At 73.1% G+C, this 19,843-nt stretch carries 14 protein-coding genes; 5 read left to right on the forward strand and 9 right to left on the reverse strand.

Annotated features, from left to right (window positions below; all coding sequences use genetic code 11):
* The first annotated feature begins 292 nt into the window (after positions 1-292).
* The 3 genes from eccE to ACWGDB_RS16465 all read left to right on the forward strand — a co-directional run bounded on the left by eccE (position 293) and on the right by ACWGDB_RS16465 (position 6,040).
* The gene (gene eccE, locus ACWGDB_RS16455; RefSeq protein WP_453823082.1) at positions 293-1,615 is read left to right on the forward strand and encodes a type VII secretion protein EccE; all 1,323 of its coding nucleotides are present in this window, start codon (positions 293-295) and stop codon (positions 1,613-1,615) included.
* Positions 1,615-2,454, forward strand: a complete 840-nt coding sequence (locus ACWGDB_RS16460; protein WP_453823083.1) for a hypothetical protein — start codon at positions 1,615-1,617, stop codon at positions 2,452-2,454. The genes eccE and ACWGDB_RS16460 overlap by 1 nt, the downstream gene beginning before the upstream one ends.
* 253 nt (positions 2,455-2,707) lie before the next feature.
* Positions 2,708-6,040, forward strand: coding sequence for an SCO5717 family growth-regulating ATPase (locus ACWGDB_RS16465; protein WP_453823084.1), 3,333 nt, complete (start codon positions 2,708-2,710; stop codon positions 6,038-6,040).
* 67 nt (positions 6,041-6,107) lie between these two features.
* Here the strand turns inward: ACWGDB_RS16465 and ACWGDB_RS16470 are convergent, their stop codons facing one another.
* The 9 genes from ACWGDB_RS16470 to rimP form a co-directional block, all read right to left on the reverse strand.
* Complete coding sequence (locus ACWGDB_RS16470; RefSeq protein WP_453823085.1) at positions 6,108-7,055, reverse strand: bifunctional riboflavin kinase/FAD synthetase; 948 nt, start codon at positions 7,053-7,055, stop codon at positions 6,108-6,110.
* Between the two features lie 145 nt (positions 7,056-7,200).
* Entirely contained in the window at positions 7,201-11,049 is a 3,849-nt protein-coding gene (locus tag ACWGDB_RS16475) for a trypsin-like peptidase domain-containing protein (RefSeq protein WP_453823086.1), read from the reverse strand.
* A gap of 288 nt (positions 11,050-11,337) precedes the next feature.
* Positions 11,338-12,243: a tRNA pseudouridine(55) synthase TruB gene (gene truB, locus ACWGDB_RS16480; protein WP_453823087.1), complete on the reverse strand. Its 906-nt coding sequence runs from the start codon at positions 12,241-12,243 to the stop codon at positions 11,338-11,340.
* Positions 12,240-12,713: a 30S ribosome-binding factor RbfA gene (gene rbfA, locus ACWGDB_RS16485; protein WP_453823088.1), complete on the reverse strand. Its 474-nt coding sequence runs from the start codon at positions 12,711-12,713 to the stop codon at positions 12,240-12,242. The genes truB and rbfA overlap by 4 nt, the downstream gene beginning before the upstream one ends.
* A gap of 50 nt (positions 12,714-12,763) precedes the next feature.
* Positions 12,764-13,060: a DUF503 domain-containing protein gene (locus tag ACWGDB_RS16490; RefSeq protein ID WP_383607558.1), complete on the reverse strand. Its 297-nt coding sequence runs from the start codon at positions 13,058-13,060 to the stop codon at positions 12,764-12,766.
* A gap of 331 nt (positions 13,061-13,391) precedes the next feature.
* A complete protein-coding gene (gene infB, locus ACWGDB_RS16495) occupies positions 13,392-16,538 on the reverse strand; it encodes a translation initiation factor IF-2 (RefSeq protein ID WP_453823089.1) in 3,147 nt (1,048 codons plus the stop codon).
* Between the two features lie 147 nt (positions 16,539-16,685).
* Positions 16,686-16,982, reverse strand: coding sequence for a YlxR family protein (locus ACWGDB_RS16500; RefSeq protein ID WP_369273751.1), 297 nt, complete (start codon positions 16,980-16,982; stop codon positions 16,686-16,688).
* A 102-nt stretch (positions 16,983-17,084) separates the two neighbouring features.
* On the reverse strand, positions 17,085-18,071 hold the full coding sequence (nusA, locus tag ACWGDB_RS16505) for a transcription termination factor NusA (protein ID WP_328422777.1): 987 nt from the start codon (positions 18,069-18,071) through the stop codon (positions 17,085-17,087).
* Positions 18,072-18,073: 2 nt separating this feature from the next.
* A complete protein-coding gene (gene rimP, locus ACWGDB_RS16510) occupies positions 18,074-18,580 on the reverse strand; it encodes a ribosome maturation factor RimP (RefSeq protein ID WP_369273750.1) in 507 nt (168 codons plus the stop codon).
* A 222-nt stretch (positions 18,581-18,802) separates the two neighbouring features.
* On the opposite strand from rimP, the gene ACWGDB_RS16515 reads away from it, so the two are divergent.
* Together ACWGDB_RS16515 and ACWGDB_RS16520 are read left to right on the forward strand one after the other, a co-directional pair.
* On the forward strand, positions 18,803-19,354 hold the full coding sequence (locus tag ACWGDB_RS16515) for a hypothetical protein (RefSeq protein WP_453823090.1): 552 nt from the start codon (positions 18,803-18,805) through the stop codon (positions 19,352-19,354).
* Positions 19,351-19,818: a ferritin-like domain-containing protein gene (locus ACWGDB_RS16520; protein WP_453823091.1), complete on the forward strand. Its 468-nt coding sequence runs from the start codon at positions 19,351-19,353 to the stop codon at positions 19,816-19,818. The genes ACWGDB_RS16515 and ACWGDB_RS16520 overlap by 4 nt, the downstream gene beginning before the upstream one ends.
* The last annotated feature ends 25 nt before the right edge of the window (positions 19,819-19,843 follow it).

The raw sequence follows: 19,843 nt of genomic DNA on the forward strand, positions 1-19,843 counted from the left end.
CAGGGACCTACTATGCCTTGCGCCACGCGGCCACGATCCATCAGGTGCGCGGCCGCCCCCGCATCTTCACAGAGCTTCACCGCAGCGCTCCACCATGCGGGGCCGGTCCATGACAGGGTGACCACCTGGGGTTTGGGTGTCCCCTGTGTCGCCTGGTGTTGTGCAGCGGGTACCGTGAGCCACCCGCATGGATGGTGTGGGCCATCGGTGCCCCTGGCCCGTCGCGGGGATCCCGGACAGCGGATCCCGCCCGACCGACGGCCACTACTTCGCGAAAGGGATGTCCCGGGGGATGACCAGCGCTACGAGCACTCGGCGCGGACGCCGCGCACCGCAGCAACAGGGAGGCCCGGGCGGCAGACGTACGTCCGCTGCCCCGGCCGCGCCCGCCGCCGCGTCGCCGCGCACGCTGCCGCGCCCCGGCGGACTCGGTCCGGTACGGCTGCAGCAGCTCATCCTGGTGGAGCTCGCGGCGGCGATCATGCTGGCGGCCTGGGTCGCCGACGCGTCCTGGCTGCTGGCCCCTGCCGGTGCCGTGGCGGCGCTGCTGCTGCTCCTGGCCGTACTGCGCCGGGGCCGCCGTCCGCTGCCCGAGTGGTACGAGACGACACGTGCGCTCAGGCAGCGCCGCCGCGACGCCAAGCAGCCCGTGCCGCCCGGCACGGACGCGATGCTGGCGCCGGTCGTGGAGTGCGACCCCGCCCTGCGGACGTACTCGTTCGTGTCCCGTGACGACCGTTCGATCGGCATGATCGGCGACGGGACCTTCCTGACCGCCGTCCTCTTCGTGCAGCCGGCCGACGAGCCGCTGCGCCCCGCGGCAGCCGGACGGCAGCTGCCGCTGCGGCTGATCCAGGATGCCCTGGAGGTCGACGGGATCCGGCTCGCCTCCGTGCAGGTCGTGCAGCACACCCAGCCGGCGCCCGCGCCGCACCTGCCGCAGCAGTCCCTCGCCGCGCGCTCCTACGGCCCCCTCCAGGCGCAGGCCGGTTCCCCCGCGCTCCGGCTCACCTGGGTCGCCCTCAAGCTCGACCCGGAGCTGTGCGCGGAGGCCGTTCAGGCCCGCGGCGACGGTGTCCCCGGTGCGCAGCGCGCGCTGCTGCGCGTGGCTGACCAGTTGGCGAGCCGACTGGCCGGGGCCGGCTTCAAGGCGACGATCCTGGACGAGACCGAGCTGGTGCAGGCGCTCGCGACGTCCAGCTGTCTGAACCCGCGCGCCAACGCGCAGCACGGGCAGGACGGCCGGGCCTCCCAGCGCCGTACGGTCGAGGCGGTCCGCACCTGGCGGGTCGACGACCGGTGGCACACCACGTACTGGGTGTCCCGCTGGCCGCAGTTGGGCAACGGCGGCGTGGCGCTGCCCGAGCTGGTCACACGGCTCACCTCGCTGCCCCTGCTCGCCACGACGTTCAGCATGACCCTGAGCAAGGCCGGCAACCGGGGCGTCTCCCTCACCGGGCACGTCCGTGTCACCGCCCGCGGTGACAGTGAACTCGGCCAGGTGGGGCGGGAGTTGGAGCGGGCCGCGAGTACCGCGAAGGTCGGTCTGGTCCGTCTCGACCGGGAGCAGGTTCCCGGCGCCCTCGCCACTCTGCCGCTCGGAGGTACGTACTGATGTCCCACCCCGCCACCATGCCCCCGGGGCAGCAGGGCCGGGCGGCCACCGGGCGCACTCCGGCACACGTGGCCTCCCCCTCCGACACCGGCATGATCCCGATCATCCGGCAGCCGGAGGCGCAGCAGCAACGTCGCATCTTCAGCCCCGGTTTCGGGCTGCGCGGGCCGCGCCGCAACCGTCATGTCGTCAGCGCCGACGAGCTCGCCGCGATCAGCATGCCGCTCGGTGACGACGGTGTGATCATCGGCACCGACCCGGAGTCGCAGCCGGCCGTGCTCGGGCTGTCCCGTCCCACCCCCTTCGACATCGTGCTCGTGGGTGGCCTGTGGCTCGCCCAGGTGCTGGCGCTGCGCGCCGCTGCGACGGGTGCGCGGGTGGGCGTCGAGACCGGACGTCCGCAGGCCTGGCAGCAGTTGGCCCAGGCGGCCGGCGGCGGCCAGCAGTGCGTGACGGTGTACCCGGTGGGCCGGGTGCCCGCGCAGGGTCCGTCCGTGTCCAGTCCGGTCGTATTGTTCCGGGACTGCGGTATCCGCCCACCGCGCGGTCGGGTGACGTCCGTGCCGTGGCAGGCCGTCGTGACGGTACTGCCCTTCGTCAGCGAGCACGCGCCGCGCTGGCTGTCCCAGGCCCATCTGGTCGGGATCCAGCGCATCTCGCCGTACGAGACCGAGGCCGTGCGGGACACGCTGGGCATCCCGGAGGACCAGCTCCAGCACCTGCCGACCCTGCACGACGGCGTCGCTCTGTGGTGCACTCGTAAGCACCAGAAGTTCGTCATGACCGACCCCACCGACGCGGAGACGGGCCTGCTCGGCGTGGCCCGCCGTATGGACTGACAGGTCGTCGTCCCCTGGGCGCGGCCCAACCAGGCCGAGCCCAGGGGGGTTTCCGTCCGCACCCATGAGGCTCTTCCGCCCACGCACCCGGAGCTATAGCGTCCGCGCCCATGGGGGCTTTTCCGTCCCGCCATGCGAGTGATTAGGCTTCTGGTGGTGCGGTGACGATCGCAGTCGAGTGGGACTCGCCACTCGGTCCGCCCGGCCGCGACGACGACCAGCTCAGCAGCAGTGGCTGACCAGGAGGCAAGCAGTGAACAGGGATCGGTCCGAGTACAACGGCGGGAGCCCTTCCTCGGACGGGGACGATCACGAGGTGGATCTCACCGGCGAGTTCGAAATCGTCTACACACCTCCCGCCTGGTACGCCCAAAGTACGCAAAGCGGTTCCTCGGCCGGTGGTCAGCAGGATTCCGGTCCGCCATCGCCGCCACCGCCGACCGGTGCGCCCGTCGGGTCGCCCACCGGTCCGCCCGGCGGTCCCGCTCCCTACGCTCCCGGACCGGCGCAGCCACCGGCCCAGGGCATCCCTCAGCCGCCCGCGCAGCCGGCCCAGCCCTCCCAGCAGACTCCGGCCCAGGGCACGCCCCTCACGCCCCAGCAGGGCGGCCCCGCCACGGGTGGCTACGGCTTTCCGCAGCAGCAGTCGGCGCCGGGTGACCCCGCGGCCGGCGCGTACGGCTATCCCCAGCAGCCGGGCGCCGGTGCGCCTCAGCAGGGCCAAGGCCAGGACACGTCGGGGGGCTTCGGCGTTCCCCAGCAGCAGTCGGCCCCTGGTGGCCCCGCGGCCGGCGCGTACGGCTATCCCCAGCAGGGGCAGGGTCAGGGCACGTCCGGCGGATTCGGCGTACCCCAGCAGGGGCACAGCCAGGACACCTCAGGTGGCTACGGCGTCCCGCAGCAGGGTCACGACACGTCCGGCGGATTCGGCGCGCCCCAACAGAGCCAGGCCCAGGACACCTCCGGCGGGTTCGGCGTGCCCCAACAGCACACGCCTGCCCAACCCCCCGCCGCACCGCAGCCCCAGACACCTGCCCAGCCGCCCACCGCGCCCCAACAGCACACGCCCGCCCCGCCCCCCGGCGCCCCCGGCTTCCCCGTGCTGCGCCCGGTCGACACCGACGCTCAGGGCGGACCGGCCTCGCCGGCCACCCCGGCAGCCGGCGTCCCGGTGGCGCCCGCGCCCGAGCAGCCCGCACCCGCACAGCCGGTGGCGGAGCCTGCGGCTGAGCCCGAGGCCGAGCTCAACCACGCCGCCGCCGACGCCGAGGCCGCGCGCCTGTTCGGCGATGCCGACGACGACGTAGAGGCGGACGAGGAGCGGAGCGACGAGGTGGAGTCGGCCGACTCCACCGGATCCGCGCTCGTCGCGGAGGTCGACGAGCCGGAGCACCACGTCCGGGCCGACGCCGACTCCCCCACTCAGGCCGCTCCCCAGAACGACCCCCCGGCCACCCCGGAAGCGGAGCCGGACGCGGAGGCCGAGGCGCAGGCCGCCGCCCCCGCGCCCACTTCTCCCGCACAGCCGCCCGCGGCCCAGGCACCGCAGCCCCAGGCGCAGCCGACCGGCCAGACCCCCATGCCGCCGCAGGCCCAGCCCACCGGCCAGGCCCCGGAGCAGCCGCAGGCCCAGCCCCACCCCAATCAGGCGCTCCCGCCGCTGCCTCAGGGCTTCACGCCTGCGCAACCCGCCCAGGGAATGCCGCCGCAGGCCGGACAGCCGGACCAGCAGGCCGCCGCCGCTGCGCAGGCCGCCGGTTACGGCTACCCACAGCAGGCCCCGCACGCCGGTCAGCCGCTCCCGGACCAGGCCGGCCACCCCGGTCAGCCCGGCCACCCGGGTCAGCCTCCGCACCAGCCCCCCGCCCAGGGCTCGTTCGGCCCGGCTCAGCCCCAGGCCCAGCCCGGATATCCGGCCCAGGGCGGACAGCCCGCCCCCGCCGACCCGCGGCAGGCGCACCAGCCCGGACAGCCTCAGCCCGGCCACCCGCAGGCCGCCGGTTACGGCTACCCGCAGCAGGCCCCGCACGCCGGTCAGCCGCAGGCGGGCCAGCCGCAGCCCGCACAGCCGCAGCCCCAGCCGACGCACCCCCAGGCCGACGGATACGGCTACCCGCAGCAGCCGCAACCCCCCGCGCAGCCCGGCTACGGCTACCCGCCCCAGCAAGGCGGTTACGGCTACCCGCAGGCAGCGCAGCCCCAACAGGCCTCGCCGCAGCAGCCCGCGCCCCAGCAGCAGCCCCCGGCCCAGCCCCAGCAGGGCGGCGCCCCTCAGCAGCCGCAACCGCAGCCGCAGCAGAACCCCGCCGCCTACGGCCAGCCGGGCAACCAGGGTCAGGGCAACCAGGGCTGGAGCGCCCCGCCCGGACCTCAGGCCGGCCCCGGCGCGCCCCAGCAGCAGCAAGCCGCGCCCGGAACCCCGCTCGGCTACAACGCCGCCGTGGAGCTGTCCTCCGACCGGCTGCTGCGCAACCAGCCCAAGGCGCGCAAGAACAACCAGGGTCCGTCCCGCTTCAAGCTCGGCGCCAAGAAGGAGCAGGCGGAGCGGGAGCGGAAGCTGGGTCTGATCCGGACGCCGGTGATGTCCTGCTACCGGATCGCGGTGATCAGCCTCAAGGGCGGCGTCGGCAAGACCACGACGACCATGTCGCTCGGCGCGACCCTCGCCACCGAGCGGCAGGACAAGATCCTGGCGATCGACGCCAACCCGGACGCCGGCACCCTCGGCCGACGGGTGCGGCGCGAGACCGGTGCCACCATCCGTGACCTGGTCCAGGCGATCCCGCAGCTCAACAGCTACATGGACATCCGCCGCTTCACCTCGCAGGCGCCCTCGGGTCTCGAGATCATCGCCAACGACGTGGACCCGGCGGTCTCCACCACCTTCAACGACCAGGACTACCGCAGCGCGCTCGACGTGCTGGGGCGGCAGTACCCGATCATCCTCACGGACTCCGGTACCGGTCTGCTCTACAGCGCCATGCGCGGTGTGCTGGACCTCGCCGACCAGCTCATCATCATCTCGACCCCGTCGGTGGACGGAGCGAGCAGCGCCTCGACGACCCTCGACTGGCTGTCGGCGAACGGCTTCGCCGACCTCGTCCAGCGGTCGGTCACCGTGATCTCCGGTGTCCGCGAGACGGGCAAGATGATCAAGGTGGAGGACATCGTCGCGCACTTCGAGACCCGCTGCCGCGGTGTCGTCGTGATCCCCTTCGACGAGCACCTCTCGGCGGGCGCCGAGGTGGACCTCGAGATGATGCGTCCCAAGACCCGCGAGGCCTACTTCGACCTCGCCGCGCTCATCGCCGAGGACATCGCGCGCACGCAGCAGGGCTTCGGCAACCCGAACATGCAGTACCAGCAGCACCCGCAGCAGGGTGGTTACCCGCCCCCGCAGCAGCATCCCCAGCAGCCGTACCCCCAGCAGGGCGGTGCTCCGCAGCCGGGTCAGGGCTGGGGGCAGCCCCCGCAGCAGCCCGCGCCGGGCCAGGGCTGGCAGCAGCAGGCACCGCCGCCGCAGGACCCGCAGCAGGAGCAGCAGCCGCAGCAGGGCGCCGTGCCGCCCGGCTGGTCGCAGCAGTAGCCCGGGCACAACGAAGGGCGGCCGGCACCCCTGAGGTACCGGCCGCCCTTCGGCGTCGCAGGAGCGGCTAGTCGGCGGCCGCCACCAGCTCGCGGCAGCGCTTGACGTCCTGGGCCATCTGCTCCAGCAGGCCCTCCAGCGATTCGAACTTCGCCTGGCCGCGGACGAAGGCGAGGAAGTCGACGGCGACGTGCAGGCCGTACAGGTCCAGGCCCACACGGTCGATCGCGTACGCCTCCACCGTGCGCTCGGTCCCGTCGAACTGCGGGTTCGTGCCGACGGAGATCGCCGCCGGCATCACCTCGCCCTGGGCGTGCAGCCAGCCGGCGTAGACGCCGTCGGCGGGGATGGCGGTGTGCGGCAGGGTCTCCACGTTGGCGGTGGGGAAGCCCAGCTCCCGCCCCCGCTGCGCGCCGCGCACGACCACGCCCTCCACTCGGTGCGGGCGGCCCAGGATCTCGCCGGCGCCCTCGACGTCGCCCTGGGCGACCAGGCGCCGGGTCAGGGTGGAGGAGAAGGGCTCGCCGCCGCCGGCGTCGCCGGTCACGTACAGGTCGACGACCTCGACCTCGTAGTCGTAGATCTTGCCCTGCTCGGCGAGGAACTCGACGTTGCCCGCGGCGCGGTGTCCGAAGCGGAAGTTCGGTCCCTCGACGACCGCCTTGGCGTGCAGCTTGTCGACCAGGACCTTGACGACGAAGTCGGCCGGCGACAGCTTCGAGAACTCGGTCGTGAAGGGGAGGATCAGCACCGCGTCCACGCCCAGCTCGGCCATGAGGTCGGCGCGCCGGTGGTGCGGGGCGAGCAGGGGCGGGTGGCTGCCGGGGCGGACGACCTCGCTGGGGTGCGGGTCGAAGGTGACGACGACCGCGGGGACGCCCAGCTCACGCGCGCGGTCCACGGCATGCCGGATGATCAGCTGGTGCCCGCGGTGCACTCCGTCGTAGGAGCCGATGGTGACGACGCTGCGCCCCCAGTCCTGGGGGATGTCCTCCAAGCCACGCCAGCGCTGCACTGTGCCTGCTCCTTGTCGCAAAGTCGTCGAACCTTTGTCCGTCTTCGCTCATACGGTCTTACGCAGGTCTAAGGGTGCCATGCCGGGCCCTTCTGGCCCGCATCGGCATGGGTGCTGTGACCGGGTGCACGTGACAACCCGGGATTCATGCGGGGACTCGGACGCCGGCCAGGTTCTCGATCATCCGGCGGGTGCTCGGGCCCACCACCGCCGCCCAGTCCTGCGGGGTGTCGGTCAACCAGGCGGCGACCTGGGCGGCGAAGCCGGGAACGCGGCGGCCCAGGTCGACCAGGCCGCGGTCGAAGCGGGCCGCGCCGTCCTGGGTGCGGACCAGGAGCATGCCGATGTGGTGGACGAGGTCGCGCAGGCGCTCGCCCGGGCGGTCGCCGCCGCGCCGGACGGCGGCGTGCAGGAGTGCGTCGAGGACGGCCGGGGCGTGTTCGTTGGCGAGGAGGAAATCCAGGAGCTCGCGCCGCAGGGTCCCGGAGTCGGGCGTACCGGGAGTGGCGAGTACGGCCGCCAGGGCGACCCGTACCTGTTCCGTGCCGCCGTCCAGCAGGCCGGTGACCAGCGGGAAGAGGACGACGCGGGCACCGGGGCCGTGCTCGAGGCGCAGGTCCACGTACACGGCCACGTCCGCGGCGGTCTCGGGGCACCGCTGCACCGCCTCCCGTACGAGGCCGGCGACCCGGCGGGCGAGGCCTGGTGTGGTGACGTCGGCGAGGATGCGCAGCGCCTCTCCGGCATCGGGTCGGCTCAACCGCGCCCGGAAGGCCTCGAGGACCTGGTCGGGGTGGGACGCGAGGGCGGCGACCAGGGCGCCCGGCGGGAACTGCGGGTCGGCTGCCACGAAGTGCGCCAGCGCCTGCGGGAGATGGAGGCCACGGGTGCGGGGGTCCCGTACGAGGACGGCGAGCGCCCCGCCGTGCAGGGTGCAGTCGTCGGGCCGGGCGAGCAGGGCGAGGGCGGCGTAGCGGAGCAGCTCTCGGTCGGCCTCGGTGCGCACGTGCGGCGCGACACGCAGTCCGTACACCACCGCCGCGACGCGCCGCGCGGGCCGCTCGTCGTGCGCCCAGCGGTCTACGGCCCGGCAGATCACGGACGGTTCCTCCTCGGCCAGTACGGCGAGGAGTTCGTCGGCCTTGCGGTGCGCGCTGTCGACGAGCGTTTCGGTGAGGTCGTCGAGGGCTCCGTGGCGGTGCGTGTGCAGCAGGGCCTGGGCGGCGTGGGCGACGGTCGCGTGCGGGGTCGCGGGCAGCGGGCGGTCGTCGTCGAACCAGCGGGTGAGATGGGGTTGCACGGCGGCGGGGTCGGCGGCGAGGAGCCGCGCCACCGCGTCCAGGTACCGGGGGTGCCGGGCCTGCCCGGGGTTCAGAGCCTCCTCGACGTCGCTCGCCGGGCCGTCGGCGAGGACGAGGCGGCGCAACAGGTCGAGGCGCTCCTCGTCCGGGAGCGGCAGCGCGGTCCAGAAGTCGGGGCCGAACTCGGGCGGCGCGCCGCTGCCGTGACCGCGCCGCGCGACGATCCGGTCGGTGAGGAGGCGCAGTACGCCCTGGTACGGCGTGGCGTCCGGGACGCGCAGCAGGGTCTCGGTGATGAGCCGGGCGGCCCACCAGCAGTGCGGGTCGGCGTCCAGCGCGTCGGCCAACTCCTGCAGCCGGAGGGCGAGTTGATGGTGACCGTGGTGCCGTGGGAGCAGCAGGAGGGCTTGGACGACGGGGCCGATGCGGTGGTGCGGTACGGGGAGGGGGTGCGCGGCGTCGGGGTGGGTGCGGCTGCGGTGGACCAGGGCGTACAGGGCCTCGTCCAGATCGAGGTGCATGCCCTGGATCCAGTCGGCGACTTCCTCGTGGGCGAAGCGGTAGCCGTTGCCCGCCGGGACCAGGAGGCCTTCCGTGAGGACGGCGGAGGCCCAGCCGGTGGCGGCGCCGAGCCGCGCGGGGGCGGGTCCCCAGGGGAACACCGCCTCGAAAGACTCCCGGTCCAGCTCCCCCTGGCCCGGTCCGAGGCTGCGGCGGGCGGCCTCGTGGACCTGGCCGGAGACCTTGGCGGCGAGGCGGCGTACGGCGGTGCCGCGCAGGCGGTGCTCGGCGGCGAGGCGGACGGCGACGCGCAGGCACATGAGGTCGAGGTGGGTGGAGAGAACGTCGACGCGGTCGACCGGGACGGTGGGGGCGTCGGGCAGGGCGGCGCGCACCTCGGACAGAAGGCGGAGGGTGAGGGGGTGTCGGGCATCGGGTGCGGCGAGGACGCCGTCCGGGATGCCGTAGCCGGCGCGGGCCAGGTGGGCCTCGTCGGGGGTGAGGTCGTCGAGCCGCACGCAGGGCGGGAACCGCCCGGAACTCCCGCGCTCCGACCGTTCACCGAAGCCGTACAGCAGCTCCTCCGGGAACCCGGCGCCCGCGCCCTCCCAGTACTCCGCCCTGCACGCCACCACCAGTCGCGCCCCCGTCTCCCGCAGCCACTCCGCCGTGCCCTCGGTCCACTCCGTGAGGCCGTGGGCCAGGACGGGAGGCATCTCCTCCGGGCCGTCCAGGAGGAGCAGGAGGGGCCGGCCGGTATCGCGGGCGAGGCGGGCCAACCGTTCGGGACTCGTGTCGCCCAGGGTGCCGGGGTCGGCGTAGTACTGGCCCGGGGCGTGCGCCGACGCCGACGCCGACGCCGATCCCGATCCCGATCCTGACACCGATACCGATGCCGATGCCGATGCCGATGCCGATGCCGCCACGATGCGGGCCGCCCGGTTCAGTGCTCGCCGCGCCGCGTCGGCCACCGAGGTGTCGTCGTCCCTCAGATCGGCGCCCCGCAGCCACAGCGTGGGGGCCGGCTGCGGGCCGCGGCTGCGGCGGGCGGCCAGGGCCGCGAGTTCCGTCGTACGGCCGCTGCCGGGACGCCCGACCAGGCCCAGCACGGAGGCCCGGCTCGCTGCGAAGGCGCTGAACTCCACTGCGGTAGACGCGCGTTCGACCGGAGGCACTGCCCCCGCTCCCCCGGCGTCGTCCCGGCCCACGTGGCCCGCCAGGGCCCCGGGCGGACCGTCCTGCCCGACCGATGTGGCCGTCAGTTCCAGTACGCCCGCCAGGTTGAGGTCGGCCCCGTACGCCGGCACGGTCGCCGCGTTCTCGGCGAGCAGCTCGGCCAGCGGGCCGTCGGACGGGACGCCGGTCTCCCCTGCCCGCGCGCGGCCGGAAGCCTGCTGGAGCAGCGGTACCGCGAAGACGGCGTCACGGTGGCCGGATTGCAGTGCCGTGCCGAGGACGCCCACGACGGCACCGGTCGAGGCGTCGAGCACGGGTCCCCCGGCCGCCCCTCCGCCCAGTCGCAGCGCGTCCCGGCCGGCTGTGCCGATCGCCAACTCCAGGGCGCCGTCGAGGAGATGGAGGCGGTCCGTCGCCGGGTACGTCACTGCCACCGCGCCCAGCACGCGGGCCTCCCGCCAGCCGCCGGCCGCGATCCGGACGTACGCGCCGGTCTCGATCCGCTCCCGCACGGTCACGGGCAACGGCTCCACGCCGAGGCCCTCGGTGCGTACGAGAGCCAGGTCCAGGGTGGGCAACCGGGTCACCGCGGTCGCGTCCACCACACAGCTGCGGCCGCCCTCGGCGGCGTACAGGACCAGCCCGTGCAGACCGTCGACGACCTCATGGCTGGTGACGACCGTGCCGTGGTGGTCGGCCACGAACCCGAGGCCGCGGGGCCGGCCGGCCGGGTCGTGAATGCGGACCAGGGCCTCGTCACGGGGACGGGCGCCCCACCCGTCGCCATCCGGGCGTTCGCCGGCGCAGGGCCCGTTGCCGTCCGGGCGTCGGGGGTCGGTGTCCGTCTCGGTCAAGCCGATGCCGGGCAGATCGTCCGTGGTGCTCCACGGCCCCGATGCCTCTCCCAGATCCCGAACGCCCCGCATGGCATCGCGCGTACCCCACGCGTCTTCCGCCGTCCGCGTCCCCTCCGGCATCCGGCGGTCGCCGCCCGCCCCGGGGCCTCGTCCCGCCATCGTCGAACCTCCCCGCCGCGCGTCCACACGCCCATACGCCCTCGCCCTGTTCTTTCGACGGTAGGCGCCAAGTGATCAGCGGGAAAGATCGCTCGGCGAACGCGCCCCCTTCCGCTCCCTCGGTTCACTCCGAGCGCCTGCACGGACGGGTGAACAGGCGGGGGTCGTTGGATACACCCTAGGGGTGGGGGAACCGAGGGGGGACCGTGGAGCGGCGGGCAGAGGACTACCCCGTGACCGCCGCTCCACGGGCAGGCACCGGCAGGCGGCGCCCGTGAGCCCGGCGCCTCAGCCGAAGACGGCCAGGCTCTTGGCCTTGCCCTTGTGCTGCTCCACCAGCGCGAGGAAACGGCCCTCGGGGGCGAAGACGGCCACGGCGCCGGCGCCCGCGTACTCGTCGGGCATGTCGAGGCGGACCCCGTTCGTCAGCAGCCGGGCGCGGCGGTCGTCGACGTCCCAGCGCGGGAACGCGGCCGTGGCGGCCTCGGCGATGGGCATCACCGTCAGTTCCTGCTGCAGCTGCTCCAGCGTCTTGGCGGAGTCCAGCTTGTACGGGCCGACGCGGGTGCGGCGCAGCGCCGTGAGGTGACCGCCGACGCCCAGGTCGGCGCCGAGGTCGCGGGCCAGGGCTCGGATGTAGGTGCCGGAGGAGCAGACCACCGACACGACCAGGTCGAGGACGGCGGTGCCGTCGTCGGCGACGGCGTCACGCACGTCGTACACCGAGAAGGACGAGACGGTGACCGGCCGCGCCGGGATCTCGAAGTCCTCGCCGTCACGCGCCCGCTTGTAGGAGCGCACGCCGTCGATCTTGATGGCGCTGACCTTCGAGGGGACCTGCATGATGTCGCCGGTCAGCTTGGCGATCCCGGCGTCGATGGCCTCGCGGGTGACCTTCGAGGCGTCGGCCGACGCCGAGATCTCGCCCTCGGCGTCGTCGGTGATCGTGGTCTGGCCGAGTCGGACGGTGCCGAGGTACTCCTTCTCGGTCAGGGCCAGATGACCGAGCAGCTTGGTCGCCTTCTCGACGCCGAGGACGAGGACGCCCGTCGCCATGGGGTCGAGGGTGCCGGCGTGCCCGACGCGGCGGGTGCGGGCGATGCCGCGCATCTTGGCGACCACGTCGTGCGAAGTGAAGCCCGACGGCTTGTCGACGATGACAAGGCCGTCGGGCGTGGTGTGCTTCTGCGTCATTCCGCGGTGTCGCCGTCCGTCTCGGCAGTGCTGTCCGACTCGCCCTCGGCACCCGGCTTGCGGTACGGGTCCGCCTCACCGGCGTACTTCGCGCCCGCGGACACCTCACGCACCTTCTCGTCGGACTGCCGGGCCTTGTCGAGGAGGTCCTCGATGGTCCGGGCGGTGTCCGGAAGGGCGTCGGCGACGAAGGTGAGGGTCGGCGTGAACTTCACGCCCGCAGCCGCCCCGACGGCCGAGCGGAGCACGCCCTTGGCGCTCTCCAGTCCGGCGGCCGCGGCCTTGCGCTCCTCGTCGTCCCCGTACACGGTGTAGAAGACGGTCGCCTCCCGCAGGTCACCCGTGACGCGGGTGTCCGTGATGGTGACGTGCGAGCCGAGCCGCGGGTCCTTGATCCCGCGCTGCAGCTTCTGGGCCACCACCTCTCGGATGAGGTCCGCCAGCTTTTTCGCCCGCGCGTTGTCGGCCACTGGTCCGTCTCCCGTTCTTTCTTTCTTCTGCGTTCTTTGGCTTGTGGTCGTCAGTCGTCGTGGTCGCCGTGGAACCGCCGCCGTACCGCCAGCAGTTCCACTTCCGGACGGCCGGCGACCAGCCGTTCACACCGGTCCAGTACGTCGGTGAGATGCCCGGCGTCGCCGGACACCACGGCGAGGCCGATCCCGGCCCGCCGGTGGAGGTCCATGTGGTCCACCTCGGCCGCGCTCACCGCGTACTTGCGCTGGAGTTCGGCGACGATCGGGCGGACGACGGAGCGCTTCTCCTTCAGCGACCGTACGTCGCCGAGGAGGAGGTCGAAGGACAGCGTCCCCACATACATGTGTAACCGGTTCACCCGCCGGTACGGGATCGATGGCCCTGCCATCCGTGGGGCAGGGACATCAGAACCGTACAACGAAGGGGCCGCGACGATCGACGGATATTACGCTCCGTAGACCCTCGCGCCCGCCCTCAAGCAGGTCGCGCGAAGTCCGCTCCGGTTCGACAGCGCCCTGAAGGGGCGCGGGGAACTGCGCGACCAGCCACGATGGCGCCGCAGCCGAACGACGGCATATCGCGGCACTTCCAGCGGAGCGCTTGGGTGCCGGTCGGCAAACGGCGCGCTGGCCGACGGAACCGAAGTTCCGCCGGCCAGCACAAACCGTCGGCTGTTACGCCCGCGGCTTCTCGCGCATCTCGTACGTCGCGATGACGTCGTCGACCTTGATGTCGTTGAAGTTGCCGAGGTTGATACCGCCCTCGAACCCTTCGCGGATCTCGGTGACGTCGTCCTTGAAGCGACGCAGACCGGAGATGTTGAGGCTCTCCGCGATGACCTTGCCGTCGCGGACGAGGCGCGCCTTGGTGTTGCGCTTGACCTCGCCCGAGCGGACCAGGACACCGGCGATGTTGCCCAGCTTGGACGACTTGAAGACCTCGCGGATCTCCGCCGTGCCGAGCTCGACCTCCTCGTACTCCGGCTTGAGCATGCCCTTGAGGGCCGCCTCGATCTCCTCGATGGCCTGGTAGATCACCGAGTAGTACCGGACGTCGACGCCCTCGCGCTCCGCCATCTGCGCCGCGCGGCCCGCAGCGCGGACGTTGAAGCCGATGACGATGGCGTCGGAGCCGGTCGCCAGGTCGATGTCGGACTCGGTGACCGCACCCACACCGCGGTGCAGGACACGGATGTCGACCTCTTCGCCGACGTCGAGCTGGAGCAGCGAGGACTCGAGAGCCTCCACCGAACCGGACGCGTCGCCCTTGATGATGAGGTTGAGTTCCTGCACCAGACCGGCCTTGAGGGCCTCGTCCAGGTTCTCCAGGGAGAACCGGACACCCCGGCGGGCGAAGTTGGCGTTGCGCTCACGCGCCGCGCGCTTCTCGGCGATCTGACGCGCCGTGCGGTCCTCGTCGACGACCAGGAAGTTGTCGCCGGCACCCGGGACGTTGGTGAGACCCAGGACCAGGACGGGGGTCGACGGACCCGCTTCCTCGACGTTGTTGCCGTTGTCGTCGAGCATCGCCCGGACTCGGCCGTACGCGTCGCCGACCACCATCGTGTCGCCGATGCGCAGCGTGCCGCGCTGGACCAGGACCGTCGAGACGGCACCGCGGCCACGGTCGAGGTGGGACTCGATCGCAATACCCTGCGCGTCCTGCTCCGGGTTGGCCCGCAGGTCGAGCGAGGCGTCCGCGGTGAGGACCACGGCCTCCAGCAGGCTCTCGATGTTGAGGCCCTGCTTGGCGGAGATGTCGACGAACATCGTGTCGCCGCCGTACTCCTCGGCCACCAGGCCGTACTCGGTCAGCTGACCGCGCACCTTGGTCGGGTCCGCGCCCTCGACGTCGATCTTGTTGACCGCGACGACGATCGGGACGTCGGCCGCCTTGGCGTGGTTGAGCGCCTCGACCGTCTGCGGCATGACGCCGTCGTTGGCCGCGACGACCAGGATCGCGATGTCGGTCGACTTCGCACCACGGGCACGCATGGCGGTGAACGCCTCGTGACCCGGGGTGTCGATGAAGGTGATCCTGCGCTCTTCGTCGTTGACCTGGGTGGCGACCTGGTACGCACCGATGTGCTGCGTGATACCGCCGGCCTCGCCCGCGACGACGTTCGTCTTGCGGATGGTGTCCAGCAGTCGGGTCTTACCGTGGTCGACGTGACCCATGACGGTCACGACCGGCGGACGCGGCATGAGGAATTCCTCGCCGCCCTCGTCCTCGCCGAACTCGATGTCGAAGGACTCGAGCAGCTCGCGGTCCTCCTCCTCCGGGCTGACGATCTCGACGACGTAGTTCATCTCGCCGGCGAGCAGCTGGAGGGTCTCGTCGGAGACGGACTGCGTGGCAGTGACCATCTCGCCGAGGTTCATCATCACGGCGACGAGCGACGCCGGGTTGGCGTTGATCTTCTCCGCGAAGTCGGTGAGGGACGCACCGCGCGACAGGCGGACAGTCTGTCCGTTGCCGCGAGGCAGCATCACGCCGCCGACCGACGGGGCCTGCATGGCCTCGTACTCCTGGCGCCTCTGCCGCTTCGACTTACGGCCACGACGAGCGGGACCGCCGGGACGACCGAAGGCGCCCTGCGTGCCACCACGGCCACCGGGACCGCCGGGACGGCCACCGAAGCCGGGACGGCCACCGCCGCCACCGCCGGGACCACCGGGACGACCGGCGAAACCGCCACCGCCGCCACCGGGACCGCCGGGACGACCGGCGAAGCCGCCGCCACCGCCGCCACCGGGACGACCGGCGAAGCCGCCGCCGCCACCCGGGCGACCGCCGCCGCCACCGGGACGACCGCCGCCACCGGGACCACGGCCACCGGGGCCACCGCCGCCGGGACGCGGGCCGGCAGCAGGACGCTGCGGCATCATGCCGGGGTTCGGACGCGGGCCGCCGGGGCCGCCGCCGCCGGGACGGGGACCGCCGGAGCCGCCGGGACGCGGACCGCCGCCCTGCGGACGGGGCATGCCGCCCGGCGAGGGACGGGCGCCACCCGGAGCCTGGGGACGGGGACCGCCCTGACCCTGGCCCTGCGGACGCGGGGCACCGCCGGGGGCACCGCCGGGGCCGCCCGGACGCGGGGCGCCGCCCGGACGGGGCGCCTGCGGGCGCGCCATGCCGGTGGAGCCACCAGAGGTGAACGGGTTGTTGCCCGGACGGGGACCGGCCGGACGACCGCCGGGACGCTGGGCGCCGCCACCCGGACGCTGAGCGCCGGGACGGTCGCCGCGGTCACCACGGCCCTGGCCACCCTGGCCGGGGCCACCCGGACGCGGAGCACCGGGACGCGGCGCCTGGCCGGCCGGACGCGGGGCGCCCGGACGCGGGCCGGAGCCCTGGGCCTGGCCCTGTCCCTGGCCCTGAGAGGCCGCGGGGGCGGCAGGAGCCGCCGGAGGCGCGGGCGGCGCCGTGAACTCGGGCGCGGTCGGAGCCGGGGACGCCGGGGCGGGCCGTGGCGCGGGCTTCGGACCCGGGGTGGGACGGGGGCCGGGAGCGGCCGGCGCGGCGGGAGCCGCGGGCTTCTCGGCGGCCGGCTTGGGGGCCGGCGGGCGCGGGGCAGCCGGACGGGCGGCCTGCGCGGGAGAGGGGGCTGCCGGCTTCGCCGGGGCAGCCTTGCGGGCGGGGGCGGACTTGCCGCCTCCGTTGCCCTGCTGGAGGGCGTCCGTCAACTTACGGACGACGGGCGCTTCGATGGTCGAAGACGCCGAACGGACGAATTCACCGAGTTCTTGGAGCTTGGCCATGACGACCTTGCTCTCAACCCCGAACTCCTTGGCGAGTTCGTATACCCGGACCTTAGCCACTTCGCTCCTTTTAGGTCCGGGTTGCGTCCGGACCGTCGCTACTTCATGGGCGTACTCATCGCGTGCTCATCGAGTGCTCATCGCAATCTCGACCTACTTCCAACTCGCGGGGTACCAGGGCCGCGCGGGGGTTCCGCGCGACGCTTCTTACGGTGTTGCCTGCTCAGCAACTGTTGTCTGCTCGACGTACTGGCGCAACGCCTTTGTGTCGAGCGCTCCCGGGGCGCGCAACGCCCGCGTGAACGCCCGGCGGCGCACCGCCTGGTCGAGACAGACCAGAGCGGGGTGTACGTACGCACCCCGGCCGGGCAGCGTACCGCGAGGATCAGGGACGCACTCGCCCTTGATCGCCACGATCCGCAGCAGATCAGCCTTGGCCGCTCGCTCCCGGCACCCCACACAGGTGCGTTCAGGGCATGCGCGGACGCGTGTCCGGCCAGACACAGCTAAGTCTACCTCCCCGTAGCGACCTCACCCCTTTGGGGCAGGATTCGAACAGTTGCCGCGCGATAACGTGACGTGATCTGAGCGACCTGCGGCCTGGATCTATTCCCCGGCCTGCTCGGTGTCCGGCCGGATGTCGATCCGCCAGCCGGTCAGCCGGGCCGCGAGACGGGCGTTCTGCCCTTCCTTGCCGATCGCCAGTGACAGCTGGTAGTCGGGCACCGTCACGCGCGCGGAGCGGGCTGCCATGTCCACGACCTCCACCTTGGAGACCCGGGCCGGGGACAGCGCGTTCGCCACCATCTCGGCCGGGTCGTCCGACCAGTCGACGATGTCGATCTTCTCGCCGTTCAGCTCGCCCATGACATTGCGCACCCGGCCGCCCATGGGGCCGATGCAGGCGCCCTTGGCGTTCAGACCGCTGCGGGTGGACCGGACGGCGATCTTCGTGCGGTGACCGGCCTCACGGGCGATGGCGGCGATCTCGACGGATCCGTCGGCGATCTCCGGCACCTCCAGGGCGAAGAGCTTCTTCACCAGGTTCGGGTGCGTGCGCGAGAGGGTCACGGACGGGCCGCGGACGCCCTTCGCCACTCGTACGACGTACGACCGGATGCGCATGCCGTGCGGATACGTCTCACCCGGGACCTGCTCCTGCACCGGCAGGATGGCCTCCAGCTTGCCGATGTCCACGAGGACGTTCTTCGGGTCGCGGCCCTGCTGGACCACGCCGGTGACGATGTCGCCCTCGCGGCCGGCGTACTCGCCGAGCGTCGCGTCGTCCTCGGCGTCGCGCAGCCGCTGCAGGATGACCTGCTTGGCGGTGGTGGCGGCGATACGGCCGAAGCCGGACGGGGTGTCGTCGAACTCGCGGGCCTCCTGGCCCTCCTCGAGGTCCTCGGGGTCCTCCTTCGCCCACACGGTCACGTGGCCGGTCTCCCGGTTCAGCTCCACGCGCGCATGGCGGCGGCTTCCCTCGGTGCGGTGGTAGGCGATGAGGAGGGCCGACTCGATCGCCTCGACCAGCAGGTCGAAGGAGATCTCCTTCTCCCGTACCAAGCCCCGCAGGGCGCTCATGTCGATGTCCACGGCTACGCCTCCTCTTCCTTCTCGTCCTTGCTGTCCTTGCGATTGAACTCGACCTGCACGCGCGCCTTGTCGATGTCCGCGAAGCCGAGTCTGCGGGAGGTGGCCTTGCGGCCCTTCACTCCCGGCACTTCGAGGTCGAGGCCCTCGTCGTCGACCTTCAGGATCCGGGCCACCAGCTCGCCGCCCTCGGCCAGTTGGAACTTCACCAGCCGGTCGACGGCGCGCACGTAGTGCCGGTGCTCCGTGAGGGGGCGCTCCGCGCCGGGGGTTCCGACCTCGAGGGTGTACTCCCCCTCGCCCATCGCGTCCGTCTCGTCGAGCTTCGCCGAGAGCGCACGGCTCACATCGGCGATCCGGTCCAGGTCGGCACCGGTGTCCGAGTCCACGACGACGCGCAGCACACGCTTGCGTCCGACGGAGTCCACTGCGATCTCTTCGAGGTCCAGGCCCTGAGAGCTGACGAGCGGTTCCAGTAGTTCTCGCAGCCTCTCGCTCTGGGTGGTGCTCATCCGGGTGACTCCTCGGCCGCGTGTGCTGTTGTGGGATGGGTCGCGTGTCTGGTCAAAGGGTATCGGGTCGCGAGGACTGTTGCCGTCCACCTGCGCACGAGCGGTGCCGATGAGTGGTGCCGTCAGCTCGCGCGGGTACGGTGATCACGGGCCTGCGGCCCGTTGGCCTTTGTAACCGCTTTCACAGCCGCCTTCCGTACGAGTTCCCCGAGGACGTCTGCCGTGCCGTACCCCCCGCCGCCGCGCTCCCTGACGGGACCGCGCAGAAGAACCCTGCTCGCCTCGGCCGCCGGTGCCGCACTGCTGGTGGGCTGCTCCTCCGGCTCCGAGGACTCGGACGGCGGCACCAGCGGCAGCCCGTCGGTCGCCGAGCGGGCACGCGCGCGTGCGGCCGGGGACAGCGAGGGGCTGGTCGAGCGCTACGACGCGGTGCTCGCCGCCCATCCTGTGCTGGCGGAACTGCTGGGGCCGTTGCGGGCCACGGCCGTACGGCATGCGGAGGCGTTCGGGGGTGGCCGAAAAGCGTCGGACAGCGCGTCACCCTCCGGGTCGCCGGCATCCTCCGGGTCGCCGGTGCCCTCCGGATCGCCGTCGGCCGCCGTCCCCGTCGACGAGAGGGCGGCCCTCGCCGAGCTCGCCGCCACGGAGCGGGCGCTCGCTGACCGGCGGGCCAAGGCGTTGCTGGACGTACCGGGCGAACTGGCGCGGCTGCTGGCCTCGGTGGCCGCGGCGGGGGCGGCACACGCGTATCTGCTGAACGAGGGGGCCAAGTGAGCGAGTCCGGCAAGAAGGAGCGACTGGAGGCCCTGCAGGCGGCGCTCGCCGCCGAGCACGCGGCGGTGTACGGGTACGGCGTCGTCGGCGGCCGGATCAGCCAGGAGCGGCGCTCGCAGGCACGCGCGGCCTACGACGCGCACCGGGCGCGGCGGGACGCGCTGGCGCGCGAGGTGCGTGACCTCGGTGCCGAGCCGGTCGCCGCGAGCCCCGCGTACGCGCTGCCGTTCCCCGTGTCGGACTCGCCCGCGGCCGTCCGCTTCGCCGCCGGGCTGGAGGACCGGATGGCCGGGGTGTACTCCGACCTGGTGCGGGCGGCCGAGGGTGAGCTGCGGGGTACGGCGGCCGAGGCGCTGCGGGAGGCGGCGGTGCGGGCGGTGCGCTGGCGGGGCGAGAGCGTAGCCTTCCCTGGGCTCGCCGAGCGGGCGGCCACGACGTCCGCCTCGCCGATGCCCTCGGCATGACCCGCATCTGAAGGGAACTACTCGC

Source organism: Streptomyces sp. NPDC055013 (assembly GCF_053608645.1).

Excerpts from the sequence above, each read along its gene's own strand:
- eccE (WP_453823082.1), top strand. The coding sequence starts at position 293 with ATGACCAGCGCTACGAGCACTCGGCGCGGACGCCGCGCACCGCAGCAA.
- ACWGDB_RS16460 (WP_453823083.1), top strand. The coding sequence starts at position 1,615 with ATGTCCCACCCCGCCACCATGCCCCCGGGGCAGCAGGGCCGGGCGGCC.
- ACWGDB_RS16475 (WP_453823086.1), bottom strand. The coding sequence starts at position 11,049 with ATGGCGGGACGAGGCCCCGGGGCGGGCGGCGACCGCCGGATGCCGGAG.
- truB (WP_453823087.1), bottom strand. The coding sequence starts at position 12,243 with ATGACGCAGAAGCACACCACGCCCGACGGCCTTGTCATCGTCGACAAG.
- ACWGDB_RS16490 (WP_383607558.1), bottom strand. The coding sequence starts at position 13,060 with ATGTATGTGGGGACGCTGTCCTTCGACCTCCTCCTCGGCGACGTACGG.
- rimP (WP_369273750.1), bottom strand. The coding sequence starts at position 18,580 with ATGAGCACCACCCAGAGCGAGAGGCTGCGAGAACTACTGGAACCGCTC.